This window comes from Nocardia sp. NPDC058666 (assembly GCF_042714895.1).
Classification (GTDB): domain Bacteria; phylum Actinomycetota; class Actinomycetes; order Mycobacteriales; family Mycobacteriaceae; genus Nocardia.
In genome coordinates this window covers 19,053-44,040 of sequence record NZ_JBHXRY010000003.1, presented here as the reverse complement: position 1 = coordinate 44,040, position 24,988 = coordinate 19,053, and the positions used below count along the sequence as shown (strand labels likewise).

Genomic DNA, 24,988 nt, shown 5'->3' with positions numbered 1-24,988 from the left:
ATGGCGCTCGACCCCCGTTCGTTCAGATCGCCATTTCCTGTCGGACCTTGGCGCTACTGTCACGCGCATGGACGCAGTGCAGGTACAGAAGAAGCTCGAACTTTCCCCCGATGAGGACTTTGTTCTCACGGCATGGCAGTACCGGATGATGCAGCGCGACATCGCCGCGTCGAAGGGCAAGTTTCTTCCGTCCAAGCGCGAAGTCCGTAACTGCTTTCGGGACAACGCAGTTGCGGCCATTGTGGCCCGCAACCAATTCGACTGGTCACCCGCTGTTGCCGAGGTTGTCGACCAGATCGCCGCGGATGGTGAGTCTCCGAATCTCGAAGCGCTCGAATCCGCTGGGCCCGAGGTGTCTTCGGTCGTGACGAGAAGGTCTCGAGCACTGCTTCTGCTCATCGACTTGTATGGCTTCGAGCCGTGGGTGGAGGGCAAGTGGGACAAGGCCGTCCGAGCCGAAGCTCTCGTCGCCGCTCACGGGTCGATGGATCAACTGCATCCCGAAGACCTCCAAGCTGTGGAAACCGCGTACAAGGACGCGATCAAGAAGCTGTCCAAGGCGACCAACTGGACCAAATACGCACTGCTCGCCGGTGCCGGCCTCGGGCTCGGCGTCTTGACCGGGGGCCTCGCCGCACCAGCAATCGCCGGAGCCTACGGCGCGCTTGTTCTCGGCTATTCGGGCGCGGTGGCTACTTCGGCGGGCCTGGCCGCGATCGGCGGCGGTTCCATCGCTGCCGGCGGGCTCGGCATGGCAGGTGGTGCCGCCCTCATCACCGGATTCAGCGGCGCAGCGGGAGTTGGGGCAGTCACGCTTGCTGGTAAAGCTGCTGGGTTCACGGCAGCGCGCATCGCAGCCGACGCGATCCGGCTCCACGTCGTGACCCAACTTGTGCTTCGCGATGTCGACGGCAACGAAGAAGCGGCCAAAGCGGTCATTGTCAGTCTTCGCGAGAGGGTCACCAACCTCGGCAAGACGGTCGTGACGTTGGCGGAGCGGATCGAAACTCTTCGTGCGCAGCTCGAGATCAAGCAGGCGGAGGTGAATGCGGAGAGGGATCAACGCGTGGTGGCCGAGGATCGCGTCGCGCGCTTCCGGGTCGTCGCCGACCGGCTCAAAGAACGTGTCACAGGCCCCGAAAACGATGAGCTTCAGGCCTTGCTTGCCGAACTCGAGGAGCTCGAGGGCGAGAAGAAGACTGTGGAGACCCTTGCCGAAGGTGTCTCCGTTCTCGCGGACGATCTCGAGATTGCAGCGTGAGCACCGCTAGCGGCAAACCCGACGATCGGAGCTCGCCGATCGATGACGACTACGTCGGCAACTTGGACGCACTCACTCGCGACCTGGACGACATCGAAATGATCGCTGCAGCAGCGCTTTCGGACAGCCCGATCGACGATGCGGCGACCCAGCGCATCACCAGCACTCAAACAGGTTTCACCTATTCAGGTCTCACCACACACCATCAGCAGCGTCGCGAAGTCGAGGGATGGGGCGAGGCCGAGATGGCCGACATCCTCGACCCGATCGCGCTGCAGCAGCTCGATGGATGGCGAGCAGCACAACGGCTTCGGTGGGAACATAGCGACTTGGTGGTCGTCGGAATCTCTGGGCTCATCGGCGCACTCGGGAACCTCTACGATGACCAGGTAGACGCTGCAGTACTCAGTGGCTTGTCCCTGTTGAAGAAGAGCGATCTGCTGCGCCGGTGGGAGAAGGAGACCGCCCGTCTTCCCATCGATTACACCGGCCCGAAGTTCGGCGGCCCGGCACATCGTGTCCGGTCTGCAGGCCACGACGTCGGCCGACTCTTTGCCGCCCTCAATCAGATCCGCACGGGAACATTCGAAGGCACATGGTGGCAGGACGGACAGCGGATGGTCACGAAGGTTGCGACAACTCGCTCCGGTCTGCCGTTCGCTCGAGCGCCCGAGCCTCATCTCGCCGTCGCGCTTCTGTTGAAGCACTGGGCTGCCGACTTCGTTACCCCGATGAACCTTCCGCTGCCGGGCTGGACCCTGCTCACCGAGATGTCGAACCCTGACCTGCGGAAGTTTGCCAACGACGCATACGCCGGAACGAATTCCGGCGACGGGCTGAATCTTCGCTCCGGCGTTTTGACACCTGGTCTGGGGATGCTCGCGACCGAAGTCGTCATCCGAACCCACACGCACCTTGGGGCCTACCGTTCCACCGGCACCGCACGTCTGGCGACGGCCGCAGCGGCCAAACACACAGAGATGCTGCTCGCGGCGCATGCCGCAGCCGGAGCGATCAGCTTGTCGAAGACCGCTGCAGCGGCAGTCGCCGGCGAAACCGTCGTGGCCGCACGACATCTCAACATCCCTGTCCTCATGAGGATCGGCATGCTTTCACTGAAGGTCCGCTCCGACGCCGCGGCACGAGCAAAAGCCGGAGCGCCGTCGTGGGAACAACTGCTCGCTGACGAAGCCGCGACATGGACTCTGCCGGAGGCGGTCACCATCGCGGACCTCTTGTCCGAGTCCGTTGGCCAATCGTCAACCGATGAGCCCCTGCTGCTCGAACAGAACCTCACTGATCGGTCGCGCTGAACCGCCGCCTGATCCGGAGAGTAGTTCGCCAGGCATCGGTACGCTCGTGGGCATGGGTGGGGACTTGTTGCTGCTGGTCGGTACTGTCGGCCCGTTGGTGCTGTTCGGGTGGGCGGCTGCTCGGGCGAAGCATCGGGGGTTGGGTGGGTCGTTTGTCGGGCCGTTTCAGGAGATGTTCGATCCGGGGGCGGCGCGGGCGCAGATTGTTGTCGAGGAGATGGCGGAGTTGCCGGATCCTTCGGAGTCCGGGGACCCGGATAATGACGATGGAATGCCGAATACTGTGGTGTACAAGGGTATTCGGCTCGTTATCGACCCTGACAAAGGTCGGCGGCGTGGAGGGGATGGGTCCACCAGGCGGGTTGGGTGAGCGCCCGGTAAGGCTGTCACCGGCGCGTTGGCGTTATCGTGAAGGACAAGGTGACCATTCAGTCGCACCTGGACCGAGGTGACTCGTTGATCGGAAAGAGCGGCTTCGGATCATGGCGGAGGACCTGACGGTGACTCGGGGGTTGGTGATTCCCGGGTCCGAGTTGCGGGAGCGGTTCTCGCGGTCGTCCGGGCCGGGTGGGCAGCATGTCAACACCACCGATAGTCGGGTGGAGTTGTCGTTCGATCTTGCCAACTCGCCTTCGGTGCCGGAAGGGTTGCGCGCTCGGATGCTGGAACGGCTGGCTACTCGACTGGTCAACGGGGTGATCACGATCGCAGCCTCGGAGCAGCGCGCGCAGCTGCAGAATCGTGCGGCCGCGCGGGAACGCCTGGCAACGTTGCTGCGTGCTGCCGCTGCCGCCCCTCCTGCTGTTCGCCGGGCCACCAAACCTTCGCGTGGTTCGAAGGAACGTCGGATTTCCGCGAAGAAGCGGCGTGGTGTGATCAAACGTAACCGCCGCGCCTCGCCTGACGACTAGCCGATGTGGACCGGCACGGCGCGTATTCTCACTGTCGTGCCCACCGGCGGAAGCAAACAGGTTCGCGCCGCGCGCAAGCGTAAGAAGCGAATGGCGCAGGTCACCCACGACCTCACCGACGTGCAGTGGGACGCGCTCAAGACCTCGTGGGCCGGGTGCGCTTACTGCGGTTCCCCGGCCGGTTCGCTGCAGAAGGACTGCGTGCAGGCCATCTCGCGCGGCGGCCGCTACACGCTGCGCAATGTCGTGCCCGCGTGCGGGTCGTGCAATGCCAGCAAGTGCAATGCCGAGGTGACCGGCTGGCTGCGACGCAAGAAGCTGGACGAGCGTTCGTTCCTCGTCCGCCACTACGAGATCTCCACCGAGCTCACTGCCCGGTTCGCGCAGTGACCTGAAGAGCGGCCGCGATCACACCATTGTCGGCTTGATACCGTGGAGCGACAGTTGCCGTACCCAAGCGAGGTTGCCCGAATATTCTTCCGAGCTTTTCACCCGACCCCGCGGCCATGACCGCGTCGTCCTCGAATGCTTCGGAGAGTGCCATGCCAACCCAGATCACCGCGCTGTCGGTCAGCAAGTCCTTCGACGGCAATCCCGTCCTCGCGGATGTGACGTGCTCGCTGGACGTCGGCGAACGCACCGGCATCATCGGCGAGAACGGTTCCGGCAAGACCACCCTGCTGCGGCTGTTCGCTGGTCGGGTGCAACCCGACAGCGGCGAGATCGTCGTCCAGGCCGACGGCGGCGTGGGCTACCTCGCGCAGGACGAGCAACTCCCCCAGCACCTGACCGTGCAGCAGCTCATCGACCAAGCCCTGCGCGAGCTGCGCGTCGTCGAAGCGAAGATGCGCCGCATCGAGGCCGCGATGGCCGACGGCGACGAGTCCGGAATCGACGAATACGGTGAGCTGACAATACTTTTCGAACACCACGGCGGCTACGACGCCGATGCCCGAGTGGAACAGGCGTTCCACGGGCTGGGCTTGGGCCTGGTGGATCGCGACCGGGTGATCGGTGAGCTGTCGGGCGGCGAGCAGGTCCGACTGCGGCTGGCCACGGTGCTGGCGGCGGCGCCGGAACTGCTGCTGCTGGACGAACCGACCAACCACCTCGACGACGTCGCCCTGACCTGGCTCGAAGACCACCTGCTCGCCCGACGCGGCACGACGGTGGCCGTCTCCCACGACCGGGCCTTCCTCGAAAAAGTGACAACCAGCCTGCTCGAAGTCGACGCGGACCGGCGCCGCGTCGTCCGCTACAACGACGGCTACCCCGGATTCCTGGCGGAGAAGAAGGCCGAACGCGCCCGATGGGTGCAGGCACACGCGCAATGGCTGGCCGACACCGACCGCTACCGCGAGGCCGCCGACACCACCGCCCGCCGAGTCGCACCCGGCCGTGGCATGTCCGACAACAACAAAATGGCCTACAGCCGCGCCGGCGGACGGGTGCAGCAATCAGTGGCCAGCCGAGTCCGCAACGCGCAGGAACGACTGCGACGCCTGCTCGCCGACCCGGTGCCCGCACCGCCGCAACCCCTGCGCTTCGCGCCCACCCTGGCGACCGCGGGCGCACAGGGCACCATGGTCGAAGCCACCGACATCTCCGTCGCGGGCAGGCTCGAACCGACCAGCCTGAAGCTGTCTGCGGGCGACCGACTGCTGATCACCGGCCCGAACGGCGCCGGCAAGACCACCCTGCTGCGCGCGCTGGCCGGTGAACTCACCCCCGACACCGGCACCGTCACCCGAACCGGCACCATCGGCTACCTCGCGCAGGAACCACCGCCCGCCGTGCGCGGACGGATGATGTTCGTCGCCTTCGCCCGCGACCGCGTCGGCGACCCCGAATTCCACGGCGAACAACTGCGCTCGCTGGGCCTGTTCGACGTCTCCCAGTTCACGACGCGGGTCGAGGACCTGTCCACCGGCCAGCGCCAGCGCCTCGCTTTGGCACGCTTGGTCACCGAACCCGTGGACGTACTGCTGCTCGACGAGCCCACCAACCACCTGTCGCCCGCCCTGGTCGAGGAGTTGGAAACCGCCCTCGCGCACTTCCCCGGAGCCATCGTGGTCGTGAGCCACGACCGGCGCCTGCGCAGCCGCTGGGAAGGAAGCCACCTCGCCTTGCAGGCGTCAGCCTCGGTGTGAATCGCCTACCAATGTTGCGGCCATGAACCAGCCGTCCCCGCCGCCCTGTATGGATATCGACGGTGGCGACTCCGGCCCCTTTTCGACCGCCACTTTCCGGCGGTGGGGAAGCACGGTCAAGCCCGCAGTGGCGTTGCGATCAGGCTGACGCCAACCCCTTGCGGATGCGAAATGCCCAGGTGACAGGACCTGCGTAGCGGTCGGTGGGGGTCCGGTCGGAATCGGTAGCGAGGAAAACGAACTTACGATTCCGTCTATGCCGCAGCCGATTCGGGCCTTCCGATCCCTCACGCCGCGCGCTGCGACATCGATCGTCGTGGTCGCGCTGATCGTGGTTCTCGCGGTGGGTGCGCCGGTGATCACCGCCGCGATCGGGGTGGATCCGTACACGTACCACCCCGAAACGCTCGGTCCCGACAGCGCGCCGGCCGGTGCTTTCGGCGGTATCAGCGTCGAGCACTGGTTCGGGGTGGAGCCGTTGAGCGGGCGCGACCTGTTCGCCATCGTCGTGTACGGCGCGCGAACCTCACTGCTGGTGGGTGTGGTCAGCGCGCTGCTCACCACGGTGGCCGTGCTCGTCATCGGGCTCACCGCAGGCTATTTCGGCGGGTGGCTCGATCGGGTCGTTTCGGGAATCACCAACGTGCTGTTCGGTTTTCCGGCGTTGCTGTTCATGATCGCGCTGGGCGCGGTGGTGCCGCCGGACGCGTCGAGGGTGGCGCTGGTGATCGCGGTGATGGCGATCTTCGGGTGGGCCGGTGGGGCGCGGGTGATCCGCTCGCAGACCATGACGCTGCGCAACCGTGATTTCGTCCGCTACGCCGAGGCGACCGGCGCGTCGACCTGGCACATTCTGGTCCGGGAACTGCTGCCGAACCTGCGGGGCACGGTCATCGTATTCCTCACGCTGTACGTGCCCGCGTTCATCGGAACCGAAGCGGCACTGTCGTTTCTGGGTGTGGGTGTACCCGCGCCGACCCCGTCGTGGGGCCGCAGCATCGGCGATTCGATCAACTGGGTGCAGACCGACCCGTGGTATCTGCTGTTCCCCGGGGCGGCGCTGGTGCTGATCACCTTGGCGATCAACGAGATCGGTGAGGCGCTGCGTCAGCGACTGGCCACTCCTGCGTGGAAGTCGGTGGCATGAACCGGTTGTTCGCTCTCGCGCGCCATGCTGCCGGGGCGGTGGCCGTGCTGGTGGTGGTCGCGCTGCTCACCTATCTGGTGTTCTATTTCCTGCCTGCCGATCCTGCGCAGCTGGCGTGTGGAAAGCCTTGCACGCCAGGGAATCTGCAGCGCGCCCACGAGTTCATGGGTCTGGACCGTTCGTGGTACGAGCAGTGCTGGGATTTCCTCGCCGGGTTGCTCGTCGGCCGGTCCTTCGGTGACGGCGGCAACGTGATCGAGTGCGCCGCACCGTGTCTGGGCTACTCGTTCCAGGAGAACCAGACGGTCCTCGCGTTGATCGGCGAACGCCTCCCGGTCACCCTCTCGGTGACGCTGGGTGCGGCGGTGCTGCTCCTGGTGTCCGGTGTGGGCCTGGGGCTGGTGGCCGCGGTGCGGGAGGGCTCACGCTGGGACAAGGTCCTCACCGATGTGAGCGCGATCGGGCTGTCCATGCCGACGTATCTGGTCGGCTTGCTGGCCATCTACGTGTTCGGCTTTCAGCTCGACATGATCCCGGTGGGCGGCTACGTGCCGTTCACCACCGATCCGGTCGACTGGGCGTGGCACCTGGTCGCGCCGTGGTTCGTGCTGGCCTGGACCGGCGCCGGTGTCTACGTGCGGCTCACCCGATCGAACCTGATCGACGCCCTCGGTCAGGACTACATCCGCACCGCGCGCGCCAACGGCCTGCCCGAGCGCCGGATTCTGCTGCGACACGGGCTGCGCAACGGCGCGGTGCCGGTGCTGACCTACTTCGGGATCGAGGTGAGCCTGCTGCTGGGTGGCGCGGTCATCACCGAAACCGTGTTCGGGATGCCCGGCTTGGGACGGCTGATGCTCGACGGCGTGAGCCAGGTCGATCTGCCGGTGGTCGTGGGCATGACAGTCTTCTCGGCCTTCTTGGTCGTGGCGGGAAACCTGTTGGTGGACACAGTTGTTCGAATATTGGATCCGAGAATGGTAGGTCGATGAGAATCAAGTCTGTTGCGATTGCCGCGACGCTGGTGACAGTGCTCGCGGGATGCGGGGCGAACACGCAGGATTCGGGTAATGCCGGGTCCACGGAGTTCAAGCGAGGCGGAACCCTGACGATTCCCGTCGAAAGCGCCAATTTGGATCTGGATCCCGCGAAGTCGTCGAACCTCGCGATCACCACCCAGTCGCTGTTCAACCGTAGGCTCACCACCTGGAGCTCCGAACCGGGCAAACCCGTTGTTCCCGTGCCCGATCTGGCCACCGACACCGGGACGACGACCGACGGCGGGCAGACCTGGAAGTACACACTCAAGCCGGGACTGAAGTTCGAGGACGGCACTCCGGTCACCTCGGGCGACGTCAAATACGGCCTGGAACGGTCCTTCGCGCCGCTGCTGGCGGGCGGCTTCAACTACCACAAGCAGTTCCTCGTGGGTGGCGACAACTATGCGGGTCCCTACGACGGCAAGCACCTGGATTCCATTGAGACACCCGATGATTCGACGCTGGTGTTCAAGCTGACGCAGGCGTTCGGCGACTGGCCGTGGATCGTGTCGCAGCCCGCCTTCGCGCCGGTCCCGAAAGCGAAGGACAACCCGCAGACCTACGGTCGCGCACCGGTGGCGACAGGCCCCTACCGCATCGCCGATCGTGCCGACGGCCAGGTCGTGCTCGAACGAAACCCGCACTGGGACCCCAGCACCGACCCCAACCGCACCGCGGGTCCCGACAAGGTGATCTTCAAACTCGGTGTGTCCAAGGAGACTTCGGTCCAGTCGGTGATCCACGGTTCCGGTGACGGCCGGTTCTCATTCGCCGGTCCGGTGCCCGCCTCGCAACTGGCAGCGCTGACGGCGAATCCGTCCGCGAAGAGCCGCACCGCGGAGGCCGGTGGCGGTTCGATCGACCAGGTGGCCATCAATACCGCCAAGCCGCTGCTGGCCGACCTGCGGGTGCGGCAGGCGATCAATCTGGCCACCGACAAGGCCTCCTACCTGGTCGCCAGCGGCGGCAAGAACCGCGGGTCGATCGCGACGACGAACATCCCGCCCGCGCTGGAGGGCTACGAGAAGTTCGACGTCCTGCCCGCCCCGGAGACCGGTGATGTCGAGAAGGCCAAGACCTTGCTCGCCGAAGCGGGGCACGCGAACGGCGTGGATCTGGTGCTGGTGCACCAGAATTCGGCTGAGGTCGTGGCCCAGGCGCAGGCGCTGCAAGCCGGTTGGCAGCGGGCCGGGATCCGGGTGACGCTGCGCACCGTCGACCGCCCCACCTACACCGACATCACGATGCACCAGGACGGCTCGGGGTACGACCTGGCGCTGTCGCGGTGGCAGGCGGACTTCCCGTCACCGTATTCGATGCTGCAGCCCAGCTTCTCGTCGAAGGAGATCGGCCGCGGCGGATACAACGCGGCCCGGTTGTCCGACCCCACCGTCGACGCGGCGATCGATAACGCCGCGCGGCAAGTGGATCCGGCCGCGGCCAAGGCCGCATGGGCGAAGGCCGATCGGGCGATCACCGCGCTGGCACCGAATGTTCCCTTGATCAATTCGGTGAACACCTGGATCTACGGCGCGGGCGTCGCCAACTTCCTCGTGCCACCGTTCCCGTCCTACCCGAACTACTTCCGGATCTCGCTGCTGCCATGAGTGTCGACTCCGGACAAGCCCTGCTGTCGGTTCAGAATCTGACCGTTCGCGGTCCCCGCGGCATCCTCGTGCGCGACGTGTCGTTCGAGGTGCCTCGGGGTGAGGTACTCGCGCTGGTCGGTGAGTCCGGCGCGGGCAAGTCGGTGACGACGCTGGCAGTCCTCGGGCTTCTCGGCCGGGGCCTGACAGCGTCGGGATCCATCGAATTCCGTTCCGCGAACGGCACTTCGGTGGATCTGCTGCGGCTGACACCGCCGCAGCTGCGCCGGTTCCGGCTGGAATCGGTGGGGGTGGTCTTCCAGAATCCGTCCTCGGCGTTCGACCCGGTGCACACCGTCGGCGCTCAGATCGGCGAGGTGCTGGCGGCCAGACTGCGCCTGTCGCGGGCACAGCGCCGCGCCCGCGTCACTGAATTGCTCGAGCGGGTGCGGCTGCCCGATCCGGAGCGGGTGGCGCGGTCCTATCCGCACCAGGTGTCGGGTGGGCAGTTGCAGCGCGCGATGATCGCGATGGCACTGGCGCACGAGCCGGAACTGATCATCGCGGACGAACCGACCACGGCCCTCGATGCCTTGGTGCAGCGGGAAATCCTCGACCTGCTGCGCGAGGTCCGTGCTGAAACAGACTGCAGCACACTGCTCATCACTCATGACATGGGCGTGGTCGCCGACTCGGCCGATCAGGTAGCGGTCATGTTCGAGGGCGCCATCGCCGAGCAGGGGTCGGTGAAGGCGGTACTGGGAGCACCCGAATCGGACTACACCCGCAGCCTCGTGGACGCGGTCGCCCGCCTGGACGGCACGAAAGCCCCCGAGCACCGCGAATTCGGTGAACCGGTGGTGCGGGTGGAGAAGGCGAGCGTAACCTATCGCGGCCGCACGAAAGTCGCTGCGCTGCGTGATGTTTCAGTGACTGTTCGCGCGGGCGAGATGGTGGCCTTCGTGGGCGAATCCGGAGCGGGCAAGTCGACGCTGGGCCGGGTCGTCGCCGGGCTCGAGCCTTTGACCGGCGGAACGGCGACAGTCGCCGACGTGGACCTGCCGGTGCGTCGTGCCTCGGGCCGACGGGCGCTCGGCGCTGTGATCGGCATCGTCTTCCAAAACCCCGCGTCCTCGCTCAACCCCGAACACACGGTGCGCCGATCCGTGGAATTGCCGCTGCGGGTCCACACCGACCTGTCCCCCGCCGACCGCGATCGGCGGGTGCGCGAACTCCTCGCCGAAGTCGGACTCGGCGCGGAATTCGCGGATCGGCGCCCGCGCGAACTGTCCGGCGGACAACAGCAGCGGGTCGCCATCGCCCGAGCCTTGGCGCTTGACCCAGAGGTTCTCGTCGCCGACGAGCCGACCAGTTCACTCGACGCACGCATTCAACGCGATGTGCTCGATCTGCTCACCCAGATCAGACGCCGACGCGGCCTCGCCGGAATTGTGATCACCCATGATTTCGCGGTCGCGGAGGCGATCGCCGATCGGATCGTCGTGCTCAGAAACGGGGTGGTCATCGAAGACGGTCCGACCAGCACCGTGCTGAGTTCCCCGTCCCACGACTACACCCGCACGCTGATCTCCGCGATCCCACTAGTGGATTCCAACGCGGAATCCACGCACCACACGTGCCGACTCGCGGTGTGAGAAGTTCGACGAACACTCGTTCCTCGTGCGTCACCACGCAGTGAGATCAACACGACACCGCACCTCTGGCCGAGGTGTCGAGGCGCACCCCCAGCACTCTGGACAACTCGCACACACTGTCGCCGCTGGGGGTCACCACACCGCGTTCCCACCGGCTGATCTGGTTTCCGTCCGCGATTCCGATCCAGTCGGCCAGCTCCGCCTGGGTGAACCCGGAGGCCATCCTCGCTGCCCGAATTGCTCTTCCGATCGTCGACATGGTCTCCCTCTCTCGATGCCCTCAGCACGGATCGCATCGGTGCGGGTGTCCGTCGGCGAACACTCCCCGCCTGATGCGTTCTCCCGCAGCCACATTCGAAAGGTATCGGGAATCGCGTCGTCACAGGAGTCTGTGACTGCACGGCACCTGACTGTGCACGCACAAACGTGCTTGCAGTCGGGCGGGAACCTCGGCTATTTCGGCGGGTTGTCCGCCTCGGTAGCACTGCGGCGCCAGTCACGGGGCGTCATGCCATACGTTTCCCGGAATCGTCGGGCGAAGTGGGCCGCGTCGCGGAAACCCACGGCACCGGCCACCGACGCGATGGACCGGTGCGCGTAGCCCCTGTCGATCAGCATGTCGCGGGCGCGGGCCAGGCGGTGTTCGATGATCCATTGTTCGAGGCTGATGCCCGACTGCGCGCACACCTTGAACAGGTGCCGCACGGAAATATTGTTGGCGGCGGCGATTTCGGGGATCTTCAAACCCGAATCGGACAGGTGTGCCCGCACATACCCCAGGATCTGCTCGATCAGCAGTTGGTCCGGGATGGCGCCGCCGTCACCGGGCCCGCGCCCCGCCGCCGAGATCAGCAGCGCCCGAACCATTTCCAGACACGACTCCCCCACCGACGCGGCGGCAGGATCGGTTTCGAGTTGGTCGGCGACGGCGACCAGATGCTGGATCTGCGCGGTGACCATCGGATACAGCGGCGACGCCGCCAACCGCCCGTGGGCCGCGATGACCGTTTCCGCGGAAATCCCCAGGCGGTCTCGCGACAGCTGCAGGCACAGGGTTCCGCCCAGACCATGCCACCCGGAGGCGAAGGCGGGGGCCAGGTCGATCACTTCGCAGGCACCGGGTTCGATCAGCGTTTGCGCACCGAACTGTTCGTGTCTGCGGACCTGCCCGGTCTGCACGGTCACCGTCAAAGTGTCACTGGGAGTGGATCTTTCGTGCCGACGGGTTCGGCAGACCTGGTGACCGGACACCTCCGAACGCGTGAGTGCGATCGGCCCCAGCATCCATGCTTGGTGCCGACTGACCACCTCGGCGGCCGAATCCCACATCTGCAGGTTCGCCCCGATATCGGCTTCCTGCAGGATCGCGGTGACCGCCTCGCGCCGGTCGGAAGGCGTGAAGTAATCGGAGTCGATCAGCACTGCCATTTGTGATCTCAGCTTCGGATTCTCGCCGGCGGTGGGGCCCCTCCCGTCGCCGGCCGCTCCGCGTTTCGGGCAGGGTGATTGCACGAGCCTGTAGTCGGCGATGCTATCGCGCGATGGCGCGCCCCGAGCCGGATTCGGCAGAGTTCAGGACCGACACGCGGTGGCGTGTTCCCTTGCCGTTGCGGGCCGTAAGGCCAGGATTCGACGTTCGGCAGGGGTCGCCGTGGCAACCCATTCCGGGCGCAGCGCGGCATAGGTGCACACGTCGCGCCACCGACCCTGGGTGCGGTACAGCTGTCGCAGCCGCGCCTCCGGCGTCAAGCCCACTCCCGACATGACCGTGTCCATCACCGGATGATCGTCTCGGTGCCCGGCCCACACCCGGTGAATCCCCAACGGTCCGAAGGCGAATGCCGCCATGAGTCGCGCCGCCTCGATGCCGCCCGCACGCAACGCCGTTTCCGGGACCACGACCAGTCCGCCGATCATCGCGTTGCTGCCGAAGTCCTCGACCAGCAGGCTGATGGTGCCGACCATGGTGTCCTCGCCCGGTGCGGTGATCGCGAGCGTGTACTTGCGGCGCGGGGTTTCGGAGCGGGAGCGCAGGGTGGCGTCGAACGCGGCGGCGGCCGCCCGGACACCCATGCTGTCGGTGCCCATATATCTGGTCAGGTTCGGGTCGGTGAAGATCCGCTGATAGACACCCAGGTCACCGGCTTCCAGCTCACGCAACCGCAGCCGCGCTCCGACCAGTTCCACGTTGCTCAGGTCGACCGTCACCGGACTGCTGCCATCGCCCGCACGAAGGCGGTCTGTGGGTCCATCGCGGGGATGAGCTCGTCGAGGTCGATATACGTGCGCCCCGACGGGATCTCCTCTCCGAGCAGAATCCGGCGAGCCGTGTCCGCGACCAAGGCGCCCCCGAGCATCACCCCGGAGGCGAGTTGCGGCCAGCTGGACAAGCTCCGACCGATCTCCCCGACAGCCTCGCGCATCGCCGGACTCAGCCGCGGCTCATCGACCACTGCCAGCAGAAACGACAGCAGCTCACCCTGATTCATCTTCGCGACGTCGGCCGAGGTCGCCCCGCCGCCGCGGCCGTGGAACAGCGGTCGATCGGGTTCGCGATCGAAACGCTCCACATCCAGCAGGCCGCGATCGTTGGCGTCCATCAGAACGGGGATTCCGCGGCTGCGCGCGTACTCACGGGCGGCGACCTTCGCCCACACGGTGTCGCATTCCTCCACCAACAGATCCAGCGTGCCACCGGTTCCGTCGAAGAACGGCCCGATCGACTCCTCGGTCAACCCGTCGGTGAACACCTCGATGTCGAGATAGGGGTCGATCTCGAACATCTGACGCGCGGCCAGCACCGCCTTGGACACGCCGAGATCACCTATCCCCGCCCGCAGCCGATTCAGATTCGACAAACCGAGAGTGTCGAAGTCGGCCAACCGGAACGATCCGCCGACCCCTTCCATCGCCAGCGTCACCGCGGCACTATTGCCCACCGACAGCCCCACCACACCGATCCGCCGCTCACGCAGGTCTGCCTGTTGCGCCCGGTCGATCTTGTTGCAATTTCGATCGGTGCGCAGCTGTTGGAAGTCGTTGCGCGGCAACACATGTACCAATCGGCCGCTCCACGGATAGAACACCCACGTACCCCACCGCCACAACGGCATCCCGCCACAGATCCGTTCGCGCATCGCCGCCAGCGATCCCGTCGTCTGCGCGGCAGCAGGATCCTGGGAGCGGATCAGTTCGTCGAGCTGCTCTTCGATCGTGTCCTGCACTGCCCCAACAGAACTCGACGCTGCCAGCGCTTCCAGCTCACGCAGTCCTTCCGGTCTGGACGCGTCGAGCAGGACCGGACGGAATTGCGATGTCGCAGCGCTGGGCGTGAGTACCGCCGGCCGCGGAACCGAGCGATGCTGAACCATGTGGGCACGAACCTCCGACTCTGATGAGACGAACGTCTCTGTCGACCAGGACGCACAAAGGATACCCGCAGCACACTCTCAGCTAACTCAACCTCGGTCCATCGGCATGGCGCGAAAGTAGCTCAGCCGAAATGACTTACAAGCAAACTGGCCGACGCCGAGCGCCTCGGCGTCATCCAGGTGGATTTGCCGAGGCAATGAACCAGCCACCAGCACAACTGGCACGAGACGTGCGCTCCTACGCGAACGTCACCGGCCCGAGATGATCTCGGGCCGGTGCTGTTTCGACGTTTCGCCCCAGCGCTACTTCACTGAATCGGCCAGCTGCTCCGCGTACGGGGCAACGACCTTCCCGACGAGCGGAAGTGGCGCGCGGACAACGCCGGTGTTGTTCGCCTGGACCATCGCCATGACCAGACCACGATCGTGACGACCGCGCGTGTCACCTACCGATCCCAACTTTGGGCATCGACCACGGGGTAGTCGGTGTAGCCGTGGTGGTCTCCGCCGTAGAAGGTGGTCGGGTCGGGGTCGTTGAGGGCGGCGCCGGCGCGGACACGGGCGGGTAGGTCGGGGTTGGCCAAGGCTGCGGCGCCGACGGTGATGACGTCGGCTGTGCCGTTGTCGAGGTCGGCGATGCGGGTGTCGAGGTCGGCCCCGGCGCGGTTCACGACCAGGCGTTGTGGCCAGATCTTCCTGATCGCGCGCAGGAGCTGTTCGTCGCCGGCGTGGACCAGGTGCAGGTAGGCCAGGTCCAGGTCTGCCAGCTCGGTGACCAGGTGTGTGTAGAGCGCGTGGGTGTCGGTTTCGGTGATGTCGTTGAACGGGTTGGCCGGTGAGATCCGGAATCCGGTGCGGTCGGCACCGATTTCGGCGGCAACGGCCGCGGCGACTTCCAGGGGGAAGCGGGCGCGGCCGGTGAGGGAGCCGCCGTACTGGTCGGTGCGCTGGTTGGCGTTGGTGCTGAGGAACTGGTGCAGCAGGTAGCCGTTGGCGCCGTGGATCTCTACGCCGTCGGCTCCCGCGTCGATGGCCATGGCGGCCGCGATACGGAACTCGTCGACAGTTCGTGCGATGGCGGCGGTGTCCAGTGCCACCGGCTCCGCCATCGGTTGCGGCCCGGTGGCGGTGAACATCATCGCGTCGGCCGCGATCGGCGACGGTGCGACGGGCGCGCGGCCGTGGGAGGTGTTGTCGGGGTGGGCAACTCGGCCCACGTGCATCAGCTGGATGACGAACGCGGCACCGGATTCGTGGACTGCGGCGGCGACCTTTTTCCACGCTTCGACGTGGGCGGGTTCGTAGATGCCGGGGGTGTTGAGGTAGCCCTGTCCGTCAGGCGAGGGTTGGGTGCCTTCGCTGATGAGCATCGCGAGCGAGGACCGCTGCTCGTAGTAGGTGGCGGTCAGATCGGTGACGGTGCCGTCGGCCGCGGCGCGGCTTCGGGTCATCGGCGCCATGGCGAGGCGGTGCGGCAGGGCGATCGTGCCCAACTGCGTAGGGGTCCAGAGGGTTTGGTCGTTCATGATGTGCTCCTGAAGAAGTAGGTGGGTCAGTTCGCCACGATCGCGGCGAGCAGTTCGACACGTGTCGGGCCGGACTGCGGTCGGCCGACAGCGTCGCCGCCGAGCTCCATGATTCGGTCGATGACGCCGGGGCGTGCGAGCGCTTCCTCGGGGCTGGTCAGCAGTGACCCGACGTCGCCGAACGCGCGCAGGACGTCGGGATCGCGCAATTTCGCGACCTCGAGGGCCTGCCGCAGGTTCCAGTCCGCATCGTCGGTTTCGTAGGCGACGCCGACTTCGTAGGGGATGGAAGCGATGTCGAGGTCGATCTGCGCCAGCCGATGCAGATCCCAGGCGGCAGAGGCTTGTTGGGCCGGGTGGAGCGTGGCCTCGGTGACCTCGTCGAACCGCAGTGCGAGCTTGTCCCGATCGTCGAAACCGATCTCCGCCAACACATCCCGCAGCAACACCGCGTGCGCCATGCCCATGGTGATACCCATGCCGAACGTGGGATTGGTGGTGGCCCAGGCATCTCCGATGCTGAGCAGCCCGGTCGCGACCGGTGTGCCGTCGACGACGAAGCCGCGATGCCGCGATTCCATGCCGGACATGGCCAGCACCCCGGTGATGGGCTCACCGTGGGAAGCCCAGTGCGCCATATCGGGATACAGGGCCGCCACCCGCTGCCAGACTTCCGGGTCGCTCAGCGCTCGCAGAGCGCGATCCTTGGCCGACACGAACAGGGCAAGCGCCCAGGTACCCGCGTCACCGGGCACGGTGGTCAGCGAAATGCTGTTGTGGTGCTCCAACGGCCATGCCGCCTGGTCCGGGTACGAGCCGTCGGCCGAGCGGAAATAGCGGCTGTAGGCCAGGAATCCGGTCTCGTGCCGATCCAGGACAGGTGCGGGGGCCCCGATGTCGACCAGCATTTTGCTCGCGGACGAGTTGCGGCCGAGGGCGTCGACGACCAGGTCGGCGTGGACGAGCTCACCGTGCGCGGTCGCCACACCGGTGATGTGCGCGATCCCGGTGGCCGGGGTGGCGTCGGTGAGGAATCCGGTGACCGGGGTGTCGCGGCGAACGGTGACCCCGGCGAGGAGCGCGGCGTTGGTGAGTCCCTGCTCGATGACCGGCCGGCGAGCGGCCAGGGTGTCGAATCGTTCGTCGCCGGGCTTACGACCACCGATAGGGGCCAGGTCGTAGGCGCCGTCGAGCATGTTGTGGGTGCGTGCGCCCAGCGCCCGTAGTTGCGTGACGGCCTCGGGTAGTTCGCGGGTGAGCAGGGCGAACGCGGCGGGCAGCATGATGTGCGGATGCCGGAACTGGTTCACTCCGGGCCGCTTCCACTGGTCCCACGCCTGTTCGGCATCGGCGGTGGCGCCCCCGGAGTCCTTGTCCAACACCGTGACTCGGTGACCTTCGCGAGCCAGCAGCATGGCCGCGGTCAAGCCGGTCGGCCCGCTGCCGAGAACTACCACGTGCTTCTGCCGGTCATTTTCAGTGGTTCGCATGATGTTTGTCCTTGACTGTTTCGGAAGGAGGTCTGGCAACTGTTCGCCGGAAGTGCGCTCAGTTCCCAGACCAAAAGCTGCTCGATAAAATTACGAATCCGCGCACCCCCGCCGAATCAGTCGAACGACTGCACCCTCGACTGCATCGAATGACTCACCGCGCCGCTTTCGGGTTCTCGGTGAACAGTCGAATGGGCTGGGAAGTGAGCGGCCTCGCGGGTGACGATGGACTCCTCAGATCCACGCAGAAGGAGTCCGAAGAATGCACGCGATCAACTGGGTGGGGTTCTTTCCCGCCGCTGTCCTCGTCTCGCTCATTCCGGGAGCGAGCCAGCTGCTGGGCCTGAACAACGCTGTGCACCACGGCATTCGGTACGCGTTGGCCGGGGTGGGTGGCCGGCTGGCCTCCTTCGCCGTGCTCATCGCGCTGGTTGTCGCCGGACTCGGTGCGACACTGGCGGCCTCGGCGACCGCGCTGACGGTGATCAAGTGGGTCGGCGTGGTCTATCTCGCCTGGATCGGGATCGGTGGCCTGCGGCGCGCGTGGCGGCCGCAGGCCGACTCGTCACCGGGTCCGGTCGCGCGCGCGATCCGGTGGCGCGTGGTCGGAAACGAGTTCGCCGTCGGGATCAGCAACCCGAAGGCGCTGCTGCTGTTCGCCGCGTTGCTCCCCCAGTTCGCCGACGAATCCGCGGGCGGTTTCGGCACGCAGCTGGCCCTGCTCGGCGCGGCGTATGTCGGCATCGAGCTGGTCGTGGGCCTGGGCTACGTCGCGGTGGGCGGTCTCATCGGCGCGACCGGTTTCTCCGCGCGAACGTCGCGCCGGATCGACTTCGGTAGCGGAGTGTGCTTCCTCGGCATGGCGGGACTACTCGCGGCGGAGGGCAGCTGACCAGGTGCTCGACCTCAACGCCGGACCAGATCGCGGAGGGCTGCGACGACAACGGCGGGGTCCTCTTCGGCCATGAAGTGGCCCGCGTCGACGGTGCGGTGGTCCAGATTCGGTGCCCAGCTCGACCACAGCGCGGTGGCCTCGTAGCCCAGTGCTGCGCCCCAGTCCTGCTGCATGACCGTCACCGGCATCGACAGTCGGTTGCCCGCGGCCCGGTCGGCGCGGTCGTGGTCGACGTCGATCGTCGCCGAGGCGCGGTAGTCCGCCACGATCGAGGGCACCGCGGCGCGGCAGGCGGCCAGGTAGGCGGCGCGGACCGGCGCGGGGATCGCGGCCGGATCCTTGGTCCACTGGTCGAGGAAGTAGCCGAAGAACGCGTCGGCGCTGGCGGCGATCATCTGTTCGGGCAGTCCCGGCGGCTGCGCCATCAGGTACAGGTGGAAGCCGACCGCGGCGGTGGTGCCGTGCAGGACATCCCACATGTCCAGGGTGGGCAGCACGTCCAGGCAGGCCAGGTGGGTGATCGCATCGGGGTGGTCCAGACCCGCACGGAACGCGACCAACGCGCCGCGGTCGTGTCCGGCCAGCGCGAAGCGTTCGTGGCCGAGAGTCCGTGCGGCGGTGACGATGTCGGCGGCCATGGTCCGCTTGGAGTAGGTGTCGGGTCCGGCCTCGGCGGGCTTGGCGCTGTCGCCGTAACCGCGCAGGTCCGCCACGATCACGGTGTGGTCCGCGGCCAGGTCGGCGGCGACGTGACGCCACATCAGGTGGGTCTGCGGGAATCCGTGCAGCAGCACGATCGGGCCTCCCGAGCCCGCGACGGCGACGTTGAGCGCGACGTCGTCGGCGACGGGGACGCGGTGGTAGTCGAAGCCGGGAATGGTGCTGGTCATCGCGGTGGCTCTTTCGTTCGAAGGCGGGTCCGCACGGTCTGTGCGGATCGAGTTCGAGCGTGCGGTGCGGCGATGAGCATCCGATGAACGCGCACTACATTGGCCTGATGCGGTTTCAGGTGCTCGGTGCGGTCACCGTGCGCGACGACCGGGGCGAGCCGGTCGCGCTGCGCGGTCCGCGCTATCGCGAGGTGCTGGCGCGGCTGATTCTGGCGCACCGTCGCGTCGTTCCGGTCGGTCTGCTGGTCGAAGATCTGTGGGACGACCCGCCCGCGGACGCGATCGGCGCGATTCGGACCTTCGTCGCGGGGTTGCGGCGCGCCCTCGAACCCGATCGCCCGCCTCGCACCCCGGCCCGCCTGCTGGTGACCGAGGGCCTGGGTTACGCGCTACGAGCGGAACCCGACGCGGTCGATGCGTGGCGATTCGACGATGCCGTGCGCGCCGCGGCGACACTGCCTGCCGCCCAAGCATTCTCGCTGCTCACCGAAGCGTTGAGTTGGTGGCACGGACCTGCCTACGCCGACTTCGGCGACCAGCGGTGGGCACAGGCCGAGCGGTCGCGACTGTCCGAGCAGCGATTGCTCGCGGTCGAGCGGCGCGCCGAAGCGCAACTGGCACTGGGCGCCGCCGCGGCGGCGGTGCCCGACCTCGACGCGCACGTGGCCCAGCATCCGTGGCGCGAAGACGCGTGGGGTCTGCTGGCCACCGCGCTGTACGGGTCGGGCCGGCAAGCCGATGCGCTCGCGGTCCTCGCCCGTGCCCGACGGATGTTGGCGCAGGATCTGGGCATCGATCCGGGGCCGCGACTGCGACGCCTCGAACACGATCTGCTGCGCCAGGCGGAACACCTCGACCCCGGTGCCGCCGATCCCGCCGCGCAGGTCTGGGAACAGGCGCGGGCCGCCTACGACAGCGCCGTTCCGCCACGCGCCGGGACGCGGCTGGAGTCGACCGCCGGGCTGATGCGCGACCTCGCGGTGACCGGTGGCGGCGGGCTGGAAGCTGCTCGCCGACACCGCATTTCGGCGGTGGTCGCGGCGGCGGAGCTCGGCGATCCCGAGCTGACCGCGCGGGTCATCGGGATCTACGACGTTCCCGCGATCTGGACGCGATCCGACGATCCCGCGCAAGATCACCGCTTGGTCGCGATCGCCGAGAAGACGCTGCGGCAGCTCCCCGATCACGACGACGCCGACCGTGCCCGGCTGCTGGCCACCATCGCCGTCGAATCGCGCGGTGAGCTACCGACGGAAAAGCCGACCGAGGCCGCACTTCGACCGCTGCGCGCAGCGCGCCAGGCCGAGGAGATCGCGCGACGGCTGCACGATCCGTCGCTGCTGGTTTTCGCGCTCAACGCGGTGTTCATGCAGAGTTTTCAGCGGGCGGGCCTGGCGCCGCGTCGCGAGGCGATCGGCGTCGAGATCATCGCGATCGCGGCGACCAGCAAGCTCGCCACCTATGAGGTACTCGGCCACCTCATCCGGCTCCAATCCCGTTGCGCGGTCGCCGATTACATCGGTGCCGACCGGCACGCCGATGCCGCCGACGCGGTCGCCCAGCGTTATCAGTTGCCGTTGGTGGAGGTGTTCACCACCTGGTATCGCGCCCTCAGGATCAGTGCGACCGCCGATCTCGCGACCGCGGAGGCAGGTTATGAGGCAGCGGCCGCGGCACTCGCGGGAGCGGGAATGCCAGGGCTCGAGCGTGGACTGCTGCCGTTGGCCCGACTGAGCTTGTCTCTGCGACGTCATGAGCTCGAACGGATCGCCGCGTTCGATCCCGACACCGACTGGGGGCCGTACAAGCCGTGGGTCGAGCCCGCCCTGTTGGTCGCGCGAGGAAAGTTCGACGATGCGCGAACTGCCTTGCGCGACATCGTGTCTCCGCCGCGCGATCTGATGTTCGAGGCGCTGTGGGCCGTGGTGGCGCACGCCGGGATCGCCGTCGACGACGTCGAGGTCATGCGCCGAGCCCACACCCAGCTGTCGCCCGCCGTGGCCGAAACCACCGCGCAGAGCGGACTTCTCGATGTGGGCCCGGTTCGCACCTACCTCGACAACCTCGAATCGGCGCTGTCAACACACGGCGCACTGCCGTCGAACGACTGACCCGCCCCGGAAGACGGGGCGGGTCACGGTGTTCAGAGCGACGCCAGAACTCGAACCCGGTCGGCCATGACGCGGCGTGCGACGTCGGAGGTGAAGGCGATCCCTTCGAACTCGTGCGGAACGCCCGTGTGGAGGTGGAACTCCACCGGGACCCCGGCCTGCGACAAGCGCAGGGCGTAGGTGAGGTCCTCGTCGCGGAAGATGTCGAGTTGGCCGACCTCGATGTACGCAGGCGGTAGCCCTTCGGGGTCGATCACGCGGGCGGGCGCGGCGTACGCGGAAGTGTCGGGTCCGCCCGCGGCGTCGCCGAGCAGGGCTTGCCAGCCTGTCCGGTTGTCGTCCCATGACCACAGCACGAACGGCGCGAGGTACGGGTCGGGCGTGCTGGTGCGGTCGTCGAGCATCGGCATGAGCAGGATCTGGCGCGCGATCGCGGGTCCGCTCCGGTCGCGGGCCTCGATCGCCACCGCGGCGGCCAGTCCGCCGCCCGCGCTGTCGCCGAAGACCGCGATGCGGGTGGGGTCCACGTTCAAGTCGGCGGCGTGGTCGTGCAGCCAGACCAGGGCGTCGTAGGCGTCGTCGACCGGCGTGGGGTGCGGATGTTCGGGTGCGCGTCGGTAGTCCACCGACAGGATCGGGGTGCCGCTGGCCGACACGTACCGCGAGACCGACCCGTCGAACAGTCCGACGTGGCCCAGGATCATGCCGCCGCCGTGCAGGTAGATCGCGGCCGGACCGGGTTCGGTGCCGCGGTCGTCGCGCACGTACCAGCGCAACAGGATCGAGGCGCCGTCGGCGGTGGTCATCGTGTGGTCGGTGATGGTGACGTCGGCGGCGACCGGTTGGGCGGTGTCGGTGTGGGCGATGACCTGCTCGAGGATCGCGCGACGGGCCGCGACATCGCCGACCGGCGGTGGTGTGGTTTCCGCCATCGCCGCGGCCATCGGGGCCAGTGCGTCGGCGACTTGCGGATCGAGAGTGAAAGACATGACGTAACTCCTTGTGCAGCAACAGGTTAGAGGGTTCGTTTCAGGGCAGCAGGATCGTTTTGCCCGACAGCCTTCCGGTGACGGCTTCGTCGTGAACGGTTGCCAGCTCGCTCAGTGGTCGGCGGTCGGCAACGTCGATGCGGAGTTCGCCGCTGTCCACGAGCGCGACCAGTTCGGCGAGCTGAGCGGCATCGCTGCGGGCGAACACCCGGACCGCCCGCACTCCGCGCTCAGGGTCGGGTTCACCGGGAGTGGTTGTGCTGACGAAGATTCCACCGTCGGCCACCAGGTCGACCAGGGCCGCGGTCTCTTCCGGCGAGGTGGACACCAAGTTGAGTACGACGTCGAAACGTTGCCCGGATACCGCCTGCGCCAACGGAATTGCGGTGTAGTCGACGATTCGGTTCGCACCGTTGGCACGAACCCGGTCGGTGCTGCGCGCACTCGCGGTGGCCGTGACCGTCGCTGCCGCACGGGCGGCCAACTGGACGGCGTAGCCGCCGACCGCACCGCCCGCACCGTTGATCAGCACGCTGTTGCCCGCGACCAGACCGGCATGCTCGAACAGCGCCTGCCAGGCCGTGAGCCCGACCGCGGGAAGTGCTGCGGCGTCGGACAATTCGATGGTGCGTGGCGCCGCGGCCAGCAGGTCAGCCGCGACGGCGACGTATTCCGCGGCCGCGCCGTCGGCATTCATCGGCAGGAAGGCAACCACCGCGTCCCCCACTGCCCAATCGCTCACCCGCGCACCGACTTCGGCGACGGTGCCCGCCACATCGATGCCCGGCACGTGCGGGAACGACACGGGGAACACCTGCTGCAGGTACCCGGCGCGGATCGCGACATCCACCGGATTGAACGAGGTCGCGGCCACTTTCACCACCACCTGCCCGGCGGCGGCGACGGGCTGGGGCGCCTGCTCGTAAGCCAGAACCGCACTGTCGCCGTGGGCGTGGAATCGCACTGCCTTCATGATCTCTCCTCCATCATCTGCTTCGAACTCGAAGCATGTACAGACAGTAACCTGCTTCGAATTCGAATCAATACCCACGATCGCGGTGATCGTGGTCACTCTGTTTCGAATTCGAAGCAGATAGGATGGGGGCATGGCAGACCACGACTCCACCCCGGCCGCGCACACCGGCAGCGACGTCGAGCCGCTCGAGCCCGGCCAACTCGGGGCCTACTTCGCGCTGCTGGAAGCCGTCGGACTGCTCCAACACGCCATCGAACAGCAGCTACGCGCCGAAGGCGACATCAGCTACGTGCAGTTCCAACTGCTGGCCCGCCTGCTCGAGGCCCCCGGCCCGCTCACCATGACCGCGCTGGCCGACGGCGTGGTCTACAGCCGCAGCGGCCTCACCTACCAGGCCGGGCTGTTGGAGAAGGCGGGCCTGATCACCCGCGCGCCCTGCCCCGAGGACGAACGCTCCACCCTGGTCACCCTCACCGACCGCGGCCGCGCGCTGTTCCACCGCATCCTGCCCGGCCACATCCAACTGTCGCGCGACCTGCTGTTCGACTCCCTCACCGACAACGATGTCGAGCATCTCGGCGACATCATGACCCGCGTGCGCGACCACATGCGCGCCCAGCCGCCGCGTTCGGCCGCGCCCCGCAAAACCCGCGCCACCCCGACAGCGGCGCGCGACTGATCCGTGTCGCAACGTCCGATTGGGCACGAACTGGGCAGGAACTGGTCTGGGAAGTGAGCGGTGATCGGCGCGAAAGTACCTCCGTAGAGCAAGCGCAACAGGAGGTCTCTCAGTGAATATCGTTGAAACCGGTCGTGATTCGGCCGGCCTTGCCACTGGACGCGGTGCAGGGTCCGCGCTGACGCGTATCGAGACCAACGGAGTCGAACTCCAGGTGCAAGTCAGCGGCACCGGGACCGATGTCGTTCTGGTGCACGGATTCCCGGACACCCACGCGGTCTGGCGTCATCAGGTGTCCGCGCTCACCGCGGCCGGATACCGCACGATAGCGCCCGACCTGCGCGGCTTCGGGGCCTCGGACAAGCCGGTGGAGCTGGCGGACTACGAGCTCGCGCACTACGTCCGCGATCTGGTGGGCGTGCTCGACGAGTTGGGTATCGAGCGTGCGCACCTGGTCGGGCACGACTGGGGATCACCGTTGGTCCAGCTCCTGGCGGCCACCGTCCCCGACCGGGTGGCCAGTGTCAGCCTGCTGTCGGCGGGCAGTCCGGCCGCGAACGTGGAGGCGGGGGTGGCCCAGCGCGAAAAGTCGTGGTATTTCCTGCTTTTCCAGTTTCCCGGTATCGCGGAGCGCTGGTTGTCGCAGGACGACTTCGCCAACGCGCGACAGTGGCTGAGCTCCCACCCGGACCTGCCGGAGGTCATCGAGCGACTGCGCGATCCGCGGGCACTGAGCACCTCGCTCGGGCTGTATCGCACCGGCGCGGGACCGCGATTGCTGGTCGAGCCACCCCAACTGCCGCCGGTGCTCGCCCCGGTCATGGGGATCTGGAGCAGCGAGGATCGGTTCCTGACCGAGGAATCGATGACCGGAACCGGCAAGCATGTCCGCGGATCGTGGCGGTACGAACGCCTCGATGGAATCGGTCACTGGATGCAACTCGAGGCACCCGAGCGGGTCAACGACCTGCTCCTGGACTTCCTCACCGGAAAGTAGT

22 protein-coding genes are annotated in these 24,988 nt (G+C 67.1%); 13 read left to right on the top strand and 9 right to left on the bottom strand.

The window, feature by feature from the left end:
• Positions 1-67: 67 nt before the first annotated feature.
• The 9 genes from ACFWVD_RS09660 to ACFWVD_RS09620 all read left to right on the top strand — a co-directional run bounded on the left by ACFWVD_RS09660 (position 68) and on the right by ACFWVD_RS09620 (position 11,063).
• Positions 68-1,261 carry a hypothetical protein gene (locus tag ACFWVD_RS09660; RefSeq protein WP_379241603.1) on the top strand — a complete coding sequence of 398 codons (1,194 nt, stop codon included), beginning with the start codon at positions 68-70 and terminating at the stop codon, positions 1,259-1,261.
• Entirely contained in the window at positions 1,258-2,574 is a 1,317-nt protein-coding gene (locus ACFWVD_RS09655) for a hypothetical protein (RefSeq protein ID WP_379241602.1), read from the top strand. Before ACFWVD_RS09660 ends, ACFWVD_RS09655 begins: the two co-directional genes overlap by 4 nt.
• Before the next feature lie 482 nt (positions 2,575-3,056).
• Complete coding sequence (gene arfB, locus ACFWVD_RS09650; protein WP_379241601.1) at positions 3,057-3,485, top strand: alternative ribosome rescue aminoacyl-tRNA hydrolase ArfB; 429 nt, start codon at positions 3,057-3,059, stop codon at positions 3,483-3,485.
• A 3-nt stretch (positions 3,486-3,488) separates the two neighbouring features.
• On the top strand, positions 3,489-3,875 hold the full coding sequence (locus ACFWVD_RS09645) for an HNH endonuclease (RefSeq protein WP_379241600.1): 387 nt from the start codon (positions 3,489-3,491) through the stop codon (positions 3,873-3,875).
• 152 nt (positions 3,876-4,027) lie between these two features.
• Entirely contained in the window at positions 4,028-5,635 is a 1,608-nt protein-coding gene (locus ACFWVD_RS09640) for an ABC-F family ATP-binding cassette domain-containing protein (RefSeq protein ID WP_379241599.1), read from the top strand.
• 256 nt (positions 5,636-5,891) lie between these two features.
• A complete protein-coding gene (locus ACFWVD_RS09635) occupies positions 5,892-6,782 on the top strand; it encodes an ABC transporter permease (protein WP_379241598.1) in 891 nt (296 codons plus the stop codon).
• The gene (locus tag ACFWVD_RS09630; RefSeq protein WP_379241597.1) at positions 6,779-7,774 is read left to right on the top strand and encodes an ABC transporter permease; all 996 of its coding nucleotides are present in this window, start codon (positions 6,779-6,781) and stop codon (positions 7,772-7,774) included. The genes ACFWVD_RS09635 and ACFWVD_RS09630 overlap by 4 nt, the downstream gene beginning before the upstream one ends.
• Complete coding sequence (locus ACFWVD_RS09625; RefSeq protein ID WP_379241596.1) at positions 7,771-9,429, top strand: ABC transporter substrate-binding protein; 1,659 nt, start codon at positions 7,771-7,773, stop codon at positions 9,427-9,429. The genes ACFWVD_RS09630 and ACFWVD_RS09625 overlap by 4 nt, the downstream gene beginning before the upstream one ends.
• Positions 9,426-11,063, top strand: a complete 1,638-nt coding sequence (locus ACFWVD_RS09620; protein WP_379241595.1) for a dipeptide ABC transporter ATP-binding protein — start codon at positions 9,426-9,428, stop codon at positions 11,061-11,063. The genes ACFWVD_RS09625 and ACFWVD_RS09620 overlap by 4 nt, the downstream gene beginning before the upstream one ends.
• Positions 11,064-11,109: 46 nt before the next feature.
• Here the strand turns inward: ACFWVD_RS09620 and ACFWVD_RS09615 are convergent, their stop codons facing one another.
• From ACFWVD_RS09615 to ACFWVD_RS09590, 6 genes are all read right to left on the bottom strand, one after another.
• Complete coding sequence (locus tag ACFWVD_RS09615) at positions 11,110-11,322, bottom strand: multiprotein-bridging factor 1 family protein (RefSeq protein WP_379241594.1); 213 nt, start codon at positions 11,320-11,322, stop codon at positions 11,110-11,112.
• 194 nt (positions 11,323-11,516) lie between these two features.
• A complete protein-coding gene (locus ACFWVD_RS09610; protein ID WP_379241593.1) occupies positions 11,517-12,491 on the bottom strand; it encodes a helix-turn-helix transcriptional regulator in 975 nt (324 codons plus the stop codon).
• 144 nt (positions 12,492-12,635) lie between these two features.
• Positions 12,636-13,271, bottom strand: a complete 636-nt coding sequence (locus tag ACFWVD_RS09605) for a GNAT family N-acetyltransferase (protein ID WP_379241592.1) — start codon at positions 13,269-13,271, stop codon at positions 12,636-12,638.
• Positions 13,268-14,434 carry a ThiF family adenylyltransferase gene (locus tag ACFWVD_RS09600; protein WP_379241591.1) on the bottom strand — a complete coding sequence of 389 codons (1,167 nt, stop codon included), beginning with the start codon at positions 14,432-14,434 and terminating at the stop codon, positions 13,268-13,270. The genes ACFWVD_RS09605 and ACFWVD_RS09600 overlap by 4 nt, the downstream gene beginning before the upstream one ends.
• Before the next feature lie 446 nt (positions 14,435-14,880).
• Positions 14,881-15,960 (bottom strand): alkene reductase, encoded by a 1,080-nt coding sequence (locus ACFWVD_RS09595; protein ID WP_379241590.1) that lies wholly within the window; start codon positions 15,958-15,960, stop codon positions 14,881-14,883.
• 26 nt (positions 15,961-15,986) lie between these two features.
• A complete protein-coding gene (locus ACFWVD_RS09590) occupies positions 15,987-17,450 on the bottom strand; it encodes an NAD(P)/FAD-dependent oxidoreductase (protein WP_379241589.1) in 1,464 nt (487 codons plus the stop codon).
• A 262-nt stretch (positions 17,451-17,712) separates the two neighbouring features.
• On the opposite strand from ACFWVD_RS09590, the gene ACFWVD_RS09585 reads away from it, so the two are divergent.
• Entirely contained in the window at positions 17,713-18,342 is a 630-nt protein-coding gene (locus tag ACFWVD_RS09585; protein ID WP_379241588.1) for a LysE family translocator, read from the top strand.
• 14 nt (positions 18,343-18,356) lie between these two features.
• Here ACFWVD_RS09585 and ACFWVD_RS09580 read toward each other — a convergent pair whose 3' ends face one another.
• A complete protein-coding gene (locus ACFWVD_RS09580) occupies positions 18,357-19,235 on the bottom strand; it encodes an alpha/beta fold hydrolase (RefSeq protein WP_379241587.1) in 879 nt (292 codons plus the stop codon).
• Positions 19,236-19,342: 107 nt separating this feature from the next.
• On the opposite strand from ACFWVD_RS09580, the gene ACFWVD_RS09575 reads away from it, so the two are divergent.
• Positions 19,343-21,346 (top strand): BTAD domain-containing putative transcriptional regulator, encoded by a 2,004-nt coding sequence (locus ACFWVD_RS09575; protein WP_379241586.1) that lies wholly within the window; start codon positions 19,343-19,345, stop codon positions 21,344-21,346.
• 32 nt (positions 21,347-21,378) lie between these two features.
• On the opposite strand, the gene ACFWVD_RS09570 is transcribed toward ACFWVD_RS09575, so the two are convergent.
• Together ACFWVD_RS09570 and ACFWVD_RS09565 are read right to left on the bottom strand one after the other, a co-directional pair.
• Positions 21,379-22,335, bottom strand: coding sequence for an alpha/beta hydrolase (locus ACFWVD_RS09570; RefSeq protein ID WP_379241585.1), 957 nt, complete (start codon positions 22,333-22,335; stop codon positions 21,379-21,381).
• Positions 22,336-22,375: 40 nt separating this feature from the next.
• Positions 22,376-23,308, bottom strand: a complete 933-nt coding sequence (locus ACFWVD_RS09565; protein WP_379241584.1) for an NADP-dependent oxidoreductase — start codon at positions 23,306-23,308, stop codon at positions 22,376-22,378.
• A 133-nt stretch (positions 23,309-23,441) separates the two neighbouring features.
• On the opposite strand from ACFWVD_RS09565, the gene ACFWVD_RS09560 reads away from it, so the two are divergent.
• Both ACFWVD_RS09560 and ACFWVD_RS09555 read left to right on the top strand, forming a co-directional pair.
• Positions 23,442-23,990, top strand: coding sequence for a MarR family winged helix-turn-helix transcriptional regulator (locus ACFWVD_RS09560; RefSeq protein WP_379241583.1), 549 nt, complete (start codon positions 23,442-23,444; stop codon positions 23,988-23,990).
• A gap of 112 nt (positions 23,991-24,102) precedes the next feature.
• A complete protein-coding gene (locus ACFWVD_RS09555; RefSeq protein WP_379241582.1) occupies positions 24,103-24,987 on the top strand; it encodes an alpha/beta fold hydrolase in 885 nt (294 codons plus the stop codon).
• Position 24,988: the final 1 nt, after the last annotated feature.

What these genes read in the sequence shown, in the direction of transcription:
- ACFWVD_RS09640 (WP_379241599.1), top strand. Translation starts at nt 4,028, where the DNA reads ATGCCAACCCAGATCACCGCGCTGTCGGTCAGCAAGTCCTTCGACGGC.
- ACFWVD_RS09610 (WP_379241593.1), bottom strand. Translation starts at nt 12,491, where the DNA reads ATGGCAGTGCTGATCGACTCCGATTACTTCACGCCTTCCGACCGGCGC.
- ACFWVD_RS09600 (WP_379241591.1), bottom strand. Translation starts at nt 14,434, where the DNA reads ATGGTTCAGCATCGCTCGGTTCCGCGGCCGGCGGTACTCACGCCCAGC.
- ACFWVD_RS09560 (WP_379241583.1), top strand. Translation starts at nt 23,442, where the DNA reads ATGGCAGACCACGACTCCACCCCGGCCGCGCACACCGGCAGCGACGTC.
- ACFWVD_RS09580 (WP_379241587.1), bottom strand. Translation starts at nt 19,235, where the DNA reads ATGACCAGCACCATTCCCGGCTTCGACTACCACCGCGTCCCCGTCGCC.
- ACFWVD_RS09625 (WP_379241596.1), top strand. Translation starts at nt 7,771, where the DNA reads ATGAGAATCAAGTCTGTTGCGATTGCCGCGACGCTGGTGACAGTGCTC.
- ACFWVD_RS09660 (WP_379241603.1), top strand. Translation starts at nt 68, where the DNA reads ATGGACGCAGTGCAGGTACAGAAGAAGCTCGAACTTTCCCCCGATGAG.
- ACFWVD_RS09635 (WP_379241598.1), top strand. Translation starts at nt 5,892, where the DNA reads ATGCCGCAGCCGATTCGGGCCTTCCGATCCCTCACGCCGCGCGCTGCG.
- ACFWVD_RS09595 (WP_379241590.1), bottom strand. Translation starts at nt 15,960, where the DNA reads ATGAACGACCAAACCCTCTGGACCCCTACGCAGTTGGGCACGATCGCC.
- ACFWVD_RS09570 (WP_379241585.1), bottom strand. Translation starts at nt 22,335, where the DNA reads ATGTCTTTCACTCTCGATCCGCAAGTCGCCGACGCACTGGCCCCGATG.
- ACFWVD_RS09630 (WP_379241597.1), top strand. Translation starts at nt 6,779, where the DNA reads ATGAACCGGTTGTTCGCTCTCGCGCGCCATGCTGCCGGGGCGGTGGCC.
- ACFWVD_RS09575 (WP_379241586.1), top strand. Translation starts at nt 19,343, where the DNA reads ATGCGGTTTCAGGTGCTCGGTGCGGTCACCGTGCGCGACGACCGGGGC.
- ACFWVD_RS09620 (WP_379241595.1), top strand. Translation starts at nt 9,426, where the DNA reads ATGAGTGTCGACTCCGGACAAGCCCTGCTGTCGGTTCAGAATCTGACC.
- ACFWVD_RS09565 (WP_379241584.1), bottom strand. Translation starts at nt 23,308, where the DNA reads ATGAAGGCAGTGCGATTCCACGCCCACGGCGACAGTGCGGTTCTGGCT.
- ACFWVD_RS09645 (WP_379241600.1), top strand. Translation starts at nt 3,489, where the DNA reads ATGTGGACCGGCACGGCGCGTATTCTCACTGTCGTGCCCACCGGCGGA.
- ACFWVD_RS09590 (WP_379241589.1), bottom strand. Translation starts at nt 17,450, where the DNA reads ATGCGAACCACTGAAAATGACCGGCAGAAGCACGTGGTAGTTCTCGGC.
- ACFWVD_RS09615 (WP_379241594.1), bottom strand. Translation starts at nt 11,322, where the DNA reads ATGTCGACGATCGGAAGAGCAATTCGGGCAGCGAGGATGGCCTCCGGG.
- ACFWVD_RS09585 (WP_379241588.1), top strand. Translation starts at nt 17,713, where the DNA reads ATGCACGCGATCAACTGGGTGGGGTTCTTTCCCGCCGCTGTCCTCGTC.
- arfB (WP_379241601.1), top strand. Translation starts at nt 3,057, where the DNA reads ATGGCGGAGGACCTGACGGTGACTCGGGGGTTGGTGATTCCCGGGTCC.